We start from the raw sequence: 8,115 nt of genomic DNA on the forward strand, positions 1-8,115 counted from the left end.
TCTAATTTTATCGGAACATTATGCTGATTTATCGGAATAAAAAAGGCAACCTGAAAAATATCAGATTGCCATCTTGTTTATGCCTTATATAATTCATCTAAAAACTCAATTTTTTTACCGATTGCCTCTTCAAACGTCATGATGTAGGCAGCAGGATCCTTTGGATTATGGAACTGCGTAATCTTCCCTGTCTCAGGATGAACGAATTTAGAGGAAGCTCCACAGCCAATTCCTAAAATAGTCTGTACTTCTTCCATGATGACGATATTATAAATGCTCTCTTCGCCAGCTTTACTGTAGCCGACATTTTCTAAATTACCTAAAATATTTTTTTGACGATATAAATAGTACGGTACATACTCATTTTCCTTCGTCCATACTTGTGCCATATGCATCATTTGTGCAACAGTATCACGGTCTGCTACCTTGTACTTATCCTTATTACGTGTCATTTCTGATGCACGTTTAAATGATAATGTGTGTACTGTTAGCGATTCTGGCTGCATTTTTCCAGATTCCTCTAATGAATGCTGGAACTCCTCAATTCCTTCATTCGGTAAACCAATAATTAAATCCATATTAATGTTATTCATGCCTGATTCACGCGCTAACCAAAACTTATCAATAGTTTCTTGTACCGTATGATGACGACCAATTGCTTTAAGGGTTTCATCTGTGTACGATTGTGGATTCACACTTATTCGGTCAATACCCCATTTTTTTAACACTTCAAGTTTTTCAGGCGTAATCGTATCAGGTCTTCCCGCTTCGACAGTTACTTCACGGATTGTTTCAGGATGTGGGAAAGAGTCATACATCGTCTGATACAATGCATCCATTTCATGCGCCTCGATAGATGTCGGTGTACCACCACCCCAATAAATGGACGTGATTTTCATATTATTTTCCTTCAGCCATTTCCCCATTTCACGTAATTCAATATGCAACCCATCTAAAAATGTTGCAACTCGCCCTTGCTTGCGATTGCTGCCAATCGCATACGCTGGGAAAGTACAATAGGCACATTTAGTCGGGCAAAAAGGAATGCCAATATAAATACTTATTTCTTTACCGATTTCATCTATATCAGGAATCGTCACTAACTGACGAGCAACTATTTCTTTTAGTAACGCTACCTTTTCTTCTGACAGACGGAAATCACGAATAAGGATATCAGCAATTTCTTCCTCGCTCTTCCCGGCCATTCGAAATTTATGGTAAAGCTTAGTCGGACGCACGCCTGTTAAAATTCCCCATTGTTGTTGCATTCCCGTATGTTGCTCCAACACATCTAAAAACACGTGTGATAAAGCACGCTTCATACGAATATTTAGCTCACGTCCTTCAGCCCCAGATTCGTATTGAATACGGTAATCATTCGTATAACGCTTACCATCTACCTCAAGCACAGCTTTTGTAGAAATTGAAGAATCATCCCCAACGTTATATTCGAATGACACTGCCATATCTGTTCCTTCAGACTCTACTTTTAGCTTGGAATCCTCAAAAAATAAATTCGCAATATGATTTAATACGCGAATCCAATCCTCAGGATATTTTTGATCTATGTGAATAATTTTCATTGTCTTCGCTCTTTTCTCTCAAAAATTACAGCACCAATAGTTTAACAAATTTTTATAACGTTAAGCAAAGCTACAATTAATAACAGAACATTCAGTTTAATAATCCAAAAAATCCATTTTGAAAAAATTTATCAAAATGGATTCTTATTTTTTTATCTTTCGATAACCGCGTTTGTTTTGAAATTCTCTTCTTTTAGTTTAAGAATTTTTCTTAATTCCGTGCTTACTTTCTCCAAGCTTTCCATATCAGGCATAAAGTAAGATACTTTGTCGATATACTGATCTTCTCCTTTTATTTCTATCGTTTTCGTAGATATGTTTTTAGAATTCAAATATTGCTTTTGAAGTGCGTAGATTTCTTTAGGGTTTAAATCTGTTTCTACGTTTTCTCCTAAAATATCTGCAATTTGACCAATTTTAAATATTGTATTCGTCGATTTTGCTTGATTAATTGTTGCAGTCAAAAATTGTCTTTGTCTCTCTTCGCGTGAGTATGAAGCATTAATAGGTCTGTATCTCATTCTTACAAATGCAAGTGCCTCTTCTCCCTTTAAATGTGACTCTCCTTTATGAAATTCTATCCGTTTTTTATCGTAAATATTATCTTCCCAAAAATCCTCTTTTACATCTATTGTTACTCCACCTAGAGCATCGACAATATCTCTAAAGCCATCAAAGTTTACTGCAATAAAGTTATCTATCGGTATATTAAGTAATTTTTCAACTGTCTCTAATTGAAGTTTAATTGCCCCATAGCCTGTAATTGATCCGTAACTATAAGCGGCATTGATTTTATGTATACCTGTATATTCCCCTGCATTTTCTATTTTTACTCTTGCATCTCGAGGCACTGTAATTAAGCTAATTTCAGATGTATCCGGGTCTAAAGTAATGACCATTTGAGTGTCTGCTCGACCATTCTCCGCTTGACTAGAGTAATCTTCAACACCTAATAATAGAATGGAGATAGGATCTTTTTTAAATGAAACATCCTCTTCCCTTAGCTCTGATTTATTTCCATCTCTATTTAAATCGACCTTTGAACTATCATAGGCATTTTTAAATTTAACAAACGCATAAGCTCCATAACTAGTTACGGTTAATAGTAAAATTAACATAACTAGTAAGGTTATTTTTAGAACTTTATTTTTAGGCTTCGTTTTTTTAGATCGTCTTGAATTTCTTTCCACATAAAATCCTCTCTTCTGTTAAAGTCACCCTCTTCATTGATTAAGACGATAAAAGTTCTTTCAAGTTTCCTATAATGATTATGTTTGGGAATAAAATCAAATTTTCATTAAAAATAACAGCTAAGTGAGTTTCCAAAAAGCGCAAAAACCCATATAAAGGTAGTGACCTTTATATGGGTTTTTGAATTATTTTAAATATTCCTCTACAAATTCAACTGGTACATATGTTTTAGATGCTTCTAGCAAAGCGGGTGCTGCATTAAGTGGGCGTAATGCTTTGTTATATCCAAACATTTTTTCTCCACGAGTAATTGTATAAGATAAATTACCTTTTGACACAATTGCCCCTTTACTTGTTGACTCTACTTTATAGCCAAGTTTTTCGGCAATCAAACGCAACGGAACCATCTTTGTTCCATCTACTTCATAGTAATCTGTCGCGATTATTTGTGCTATTTCCGCTTCTACAGTATTTTCTGTTGGATTTTCAGACTTGTCATCAAGAACAATTACTTTCGAAGGTGTTGTTTGAGCCGGGATACTTTTTGTTGAAGCTGTATAGAAAACTACTAAATTTTTCTCTATTAAATCTTTAGCTGCAACTTTTTCTCCCTTCGTATTTAAAAGCTCCGTGTTTTCACCAATGATTAATTTTAACATATCGTAAGTGTTCGTTAAGTTTTCAAAGAAGTAATCAACTTCAACAAATCCAGCTTCCTCAGTTTCAACAATGACAACATCCGGATCGAATTGTGGTGGATAAATTAATTTTTGTGGCTTGTTTGCAAATGTATAAGCTACTATTTTATCCCCTTTTTTAAGTTCTACTTTCTTACCTGTATTATCGAAAACAAGTGTATCCTTTGTTATTTCTAAAATGTTTGTTTGATCGCCATCTTGTACTGTGAAGTATGTAATGTTTTCACTTGAATTGACTTTTTCAACCGTTCCATAGGTAGTGTTGAAAATGTGAACAGGATCAATTTGGATTTGTGGTACTTGTTGTTCTGCGTCTGTCTGATTTTCATTTGCTGAAGCGACTGGTATTACTACACTTCCAAATAATAATGCTGTCATTGCTACGGGTGCAATTTTTTTCATGTTCATAAAATCTCTCCTTATTATTAGGTTCATAGTAGTAGTAGTTTCAGACTGGTAAAAGTTTCATTAAAAACAGGAAAATTTATGATAAAAGTCCATTTGCATGACATCTACCGGAGGCTTTAACTTCTTTCAGCGGGTGTTTGGACACCCGCTGAAAAAAGTTAAAACCACCAGTAAAAAACTGGTGGTCTATGCTCACTCTTTTATAATTTCCTTTAAACCTGTAATATCGATGCCGTTTAATGCTTGCGTGGCAAGGCGGTCGGCTTCAGAATTTTCTTTACGTGCTATCAGCTTGTACTCTGGCTGGATACTAAGCTCCTCTAGCTTTGCGTCGATTTTATCTGCCCAGCTAGATAAATTCTTTTCTAGTGCTGGCCATTCCCCACTCAATTGATTGATAACGACTTGGGAATCACCAGTGAAACAAACGGGCAAATGGTGAACATTCAATAACTCAAGTTCAACTAACCCTAAATAAAGCGCTGCGTATTCTGCCTCATTGTTAGATTTAAGCTCTGACGAAAAAGAATTTTGTCTTAATCGATACGGCTTGCCATTTTGTTCATAATAAATCACACAGCCTAGCCCCGATTGATTTATTGCACGATCAAAGCCACCATCAAAATAGACTGTAATATTGTGTGGCTCCGTGTCAATTTCCTTTAAATACGCCTTGAGTTCCTTTAAAGACCAACTTGTATCCTGTCGATCGATACAATGCAGTGATTTTACTCTCCCTGTTCGCTCCATGTCCTCTGCAAGTAGTAATGCTTGAGCTGCTGGCATTTCTTCTGAACGTAAAACAGTTTCAGCACCCTTTTGCGCTTTATAGGTCCATTCAATGATTACATGCATAGTATAACCTCCAATAGATATTGAGCCATAAATTGAAAACGTGCTCCGGCTTGCGGAAACACGTTTTCTTTTTACTTGTTATATGTGCAACTATTAGTATTTTTATGCCTAAGAAAGCGGTTTGATCAGCTCGATGATAACATCTGCTTTTTCGGGGCTCTCGTTTGCAACGCTAGAACCTGTTGTTCTGCTGCTTAGATGCTGAACTTCGCCGCTAGATTATGCTTTTCCGCTGTTTGGATGCTCTTCTTCGCTGTTAAAATTCTTCATACAATGCTTGAATAGGTTTTATTAAAATGCGGTTTACTTCTTCAATTATCTTACTTACATTCATTTCTGCCTCAAGCATTGCAGAAATTTTTGCATTTTGCTGTGCAAGCTGTGCCGCTTTTTGTGCATATACAAGCTCATCTTCCAATATATCTTCGCCATTTAATTGCTTTTTCTGTAAGTCAATTTGAACCTTACGGAAATTTTTGAATAGATTTAATGCCTCTTCATCTTCCTTAACCACTGTCACAGCTTTATTTAACACTTCAAATTCAGGTGTTTTACGAAAAGTTGCCTCTAACGTATTAATTTCATTGTAAATATTAATCATAAACATAATTCTCCTTTTTAAATAAAGTAAACTATTAACCCTTGCACAATCCCAATCAATCCACCAAGAACTGCACCAAGTACTGTAATCATTTTAAACTCACGCTTAGAAATACCTAGTACAAGTTCCTCTAATTTCTCTACAGGGAAAGAATCAACCTGCTCACGTACTATTTCTTGTAAATTTAAGCGTTTCAACACATCTTCTAATTTCTCTTCAGCTTTTACAAAAGCTTTTTCAATGGCTTGTGGAATCACTGTTTCCTTCATCCATGAATTACCTTCTGGCCAGTAATGTGAAATAGGATAATTTAAGCGCTCTTCAACTGCTAATTGTTCTTTTACGTAAGTTTGCAATTTCGATAATATTTCTTCAAAACGAATATCCTGTAAGAAATCCATTGCTGGACGATCTTTTAATTTCTCCAATTCCTGCGTAAAAATTTTCGTTAATAATGCTGATGTTCCTGGTTTCTGTAAAAATTTTATAAGCTCACGCTGAACCTTTGTCATGAGCGACGAAGAATCACCTAAAAACATATTAATCATTCCACCAAGTGATCCTTTTGACGATAAGAAGTCATCAATCATCGCCTTAATTGTCAGTTCGCCCTCGGGTGATAAAAAATAATCCTCACCCTTTTCTAAAATATGATCAACCGCTACTGGTATCTTTGCATCAATTGTATGTTGAATATCGGCTGATAATAGTGAACGAATTGATTTCGTTGATAGTGTATTCTTAACTGATTCAAATTGTCCCTCAACAATCGTTTCTACCTTCTGTTCAATTGTTGCTGACATACCGGAAAATCCAGCTAATGATAGCCAATCCTGAATTGTTTTATCATTTGTAAAAATCGTTTCTTCTACCTTTGTTTGTACAAGCTGTTCTACCTTTTCCTGAATATCCTTTGAGAAAAATTTCTTTCTAAAAGTTTCAGGTGTTAATAAATAATTCACAACCGTTAGCCCAAGTTGCTTTGCTAATTCGTCACGTCGTTTTGGAATAAGACCTGGTGTAAAAGGCACTCGCCAATTTTTAATATATATAGCATTGTGCGGTCGGAAAAGCATTTTAATAGCTAGGTGATTCGTTACACCACCGATTGCAGCACCGATAACGGCCATAAATATTAATGTCACTAGAAAATTATCCATTAGTATCCTCTCATTTCAATTGTATTCACTATTGGCGTATTTTGTCGCCTAATGCACTCATTATAGCAGAGCAATGATTTTCTACGAAAGAAATACCCCCTGTTAAAGTATGATGATTCACTATTTTTATCCATCTTCATTGATTTGAAGGTGCTAATGTCCGCTGTAAGCTACAATCAGTTTAAATGGACACACATAAGCAAAATATATCAACAAAATATCCTTTAATCAGCTTCTTACGATAGGAATAACATTTGGAGTTGCAAAATGACCACTATCCTTGAATAATATTAACTACATATATAAAGAAATGGGGTTTGGTTATGATTCAGCATTTTAGCTTTAGGCCTTTATTTGAAAATTCCCAGCTTCCTGGTTGGTCCATTTCGTTCTTTTATCAACGTGAACGTTATACAGCGGAGTACTTAAAAGATGGCGTTATACATTGGAATGGACCTATTCCTCCTAACGAAGAGGAAGTAAAAAAAATGATTCACGAGCTTATGTTGTACCATGTTTACGACTAATAAAAGTAATATTTTTCATACTCCCACTGTATAAATATACCTATTTCTTACTATTTCTAGCATTGCTATTATCTTAAAATTGTTTAAGTATATTGAAATTCCCTTATTTTTCTTATACATTTATGTTATCAAGTATTAAAGGTTTTTTTATGCAGGAGGCTATTTCAATGAGTAAAGTCACTCTTTCTGATGACTTAAACAGTTATAATACAAAAGCATTAATTCGCGCAAAAGTAAAAGAAGTTTTTTCTGAATTTTCGGCTAAGATTTTCGAATTAGCGAATGAGGATGAAGTTATTGATAGTAAAAAATTCGAGGCCCTTTCTGGCTATAAAAGTGATTTCTACAATGAATACTGCAGTCAATTAAAAGGATTTTTCGATTCATCTACTAGTACTTTCGGAAAAAGACCTGCAAAAAATATGTTTTTAACATATAAGGGCAATAATTATGTTTTGACAAAACAAGGTATAGCAGAAAAAGCACCTGTTACAATTTCACTTTACTCAGGTGAAATACCAGGTAAAGAAACGCTATACGATGTGGAAAAAGCGTGCTTGAATTACGCTTTCAACAAAAATTAAAAAGCAGAAGGAGCCATCTCATACGAATGAAAATGGCTCCTTTTTTGTTGAAAAACTATTTTGAAATTAAGGGGTCGCTTCGCTCTCGCTACAAAAACATCTGTTATTGCTGCCGCTACTTTTTCGCATACATTTGCTGAATTTTGTTTTATCACTATAAATGATAGTGACATACCAGAAAATATATATTTTATGTAAAATGGTTGATTGGAGTGGAGACTGGGCGACTCCTTAGGGATCAGCGGTAGAGGAACGAAGGCTAAAAGCATCACGTCCTGTGATAACGCCTTCGTGACCAACATCGGTGCTGTTGCTGTCGCTACGCTATCGCACAGACAAAACACGTTGCTGACGCTGCGTTAGCACTACGCTTTCGCGCAAAAAACATCTGTTGGCCCGAGACCCTGGAGCGCAGCGATTAGGGGAACGAAGGCTAAAAGCATCACGTCCTGTGATAACGCCTTCGTGACTAACATCGTGTTAGCCCGACGCCCCCAGGAAGCTTTGC

General features: G+C 35.6%; 9 protein-coding genes. 2 read left to right on the forward strand and 7 right to left on the reverse strand.

Features of this window, described 5'->3' with window-relative positions; all coding sequences use genetic code 11:
* Positions 1-77 precede the first annotated feature (77 nt).
* The 6 genes from ACFCYJ_RS17810 to ACFCYJ_RS17835 form a co-directional block, all read right to left on the reverse strand.
* On the reverse strand, positions 78-1,583 hold the full coding sequence (locus ACFCYJ_RS17810) for a coproporphyrinogen III oxidase (protein ID WP_376075489.1): 1,506 nt from the start codon (positions 1,581-1,583) through the stop codon (positions 78-80).
* A 152-nt stretch (positions 1,584-1,735) separates the two neighbouring features.
* Positions 1,736-2,773 carry an LCP family protein gene (locus tag ACFCYJ_RS17815; protein WP_376075490.1) on the reverse strand — a complete coding sequence of 346 codons (1,038 nt, stop codon included), beginning with the start codon at positions 2,771-2,773 and terminating at the stop codon, positions 1,736-1,738.
* Between the two features lie 186 nt (positions 2,774-2,959).
* Positions 2,960-3,880 (reverse strand): stalk domain-containing protein, encoded by a 921-nt coding sequence (locus ACFCYJ_RS17820; RefSeq protein WP_376075491.1) that lies wholly within the window; start codon positions 3,878-3,880, stop codon positions 2,960-2,962.
* 192 nt (positions 3,881-4,072) lie between these two features.
* Complete coding sequence (locus tag ACFCYJ_RS17825) at positions 4,073-4,735, reverse strand: ribonuclease H family protein (protein ID WP_376075493.1); 663 nt, start codon at positions 4,733-4,735, stop codon at positions 4,073-4,075.
* 256 nt (positions 4,736-4,991) lie between these two features.
* Entirely contained in the window at positions 4,992-5,336 is a 345-nt protein-coding gene (locus ACFCYJ_RS17830) for a YlbF family regulator (RefSeq protein WP_376075494.1), read from the reverse strand.
* A 17-nt stretch (positions 5,337-5,353) separates the two neighbouring features.
* Positions 5,354-6,496 (reverse strand): DUF445 domain-containing protein, encoded by a 1,143-nt coding sequence (locus ACFCYJ_RS17835; protein ID WP_376075495.1) that lies wholly within the window; start codon positions 6,494-6,496, stop codon positions 5,354-5,356.
* Positions 6,497-6,819: 323 nt separating this feature from the next.
* Here ACFCYJ_RS17835 and ACFCYJ_RS17840 point away from each other — a divergent pair, with 323 nt between their 5' ends.
* Both ACFCYJ_RS17840 and ACFCYJ_RS17845 read left to right on the forward strand, forming a co-directional pair.
* The gene (locus tag ACFCYJ_RS17840; RefSeq protein ID WP_376075496.1) at positions 6,820-7,023 is read left to right on the forward strand and encodes a YheE family protein; all 204 of its coding nucleotides are present in this window, start codon (positions 6,820-6,822) and stop codon (positions 7,021-7,023) included.
* Positions 7,024-7,190: 167 nt separating this feature from the next.
* Positions 7,191-7,607: a hypothetical protein gene (locus ACFCYJ_RS17845; RefSeq protein ID WP_376075498.1), complete on the forward strand. Its 417-nt coding sequence runs from the start codon at positions 7,191-7,193 to the stop codon at positions 7,605-7,607.
* Here the strand turns inward: ACFCYJ_RS17845 and ACFCYJ_RS17850 are convergent.
* Positions 7,604-7,951: a class III extradiol ring-cleavage dioxygenase family protein gene (locus ACFCYJ_RS17850; RefSeq protein ID WP_376075499.1), complete on the reverse strand. Its 348-nt coding sequence runs from the start codon at positions 7,949-7,951 to the stop codon at positions 7,604-7,606. The two genes, ACFCYJ_RS17845 and ACFCYJ_RS17850, sit on opposite strands and share 4 nt — an antisense overlap.
* Positions 7,952-8,115 lie beyond the last annotated feature (164 nt).

The organism is Lysinibacillus sp. NPDC056232 (genome assembly GCF_042267565.1).
In the GTDB taxonomy this organism is placed as follows: domain Bacteria; phylum Bacillota; class Bacilli; order Bacillales_A; family Planococcaceae; genus Lysinibacillus.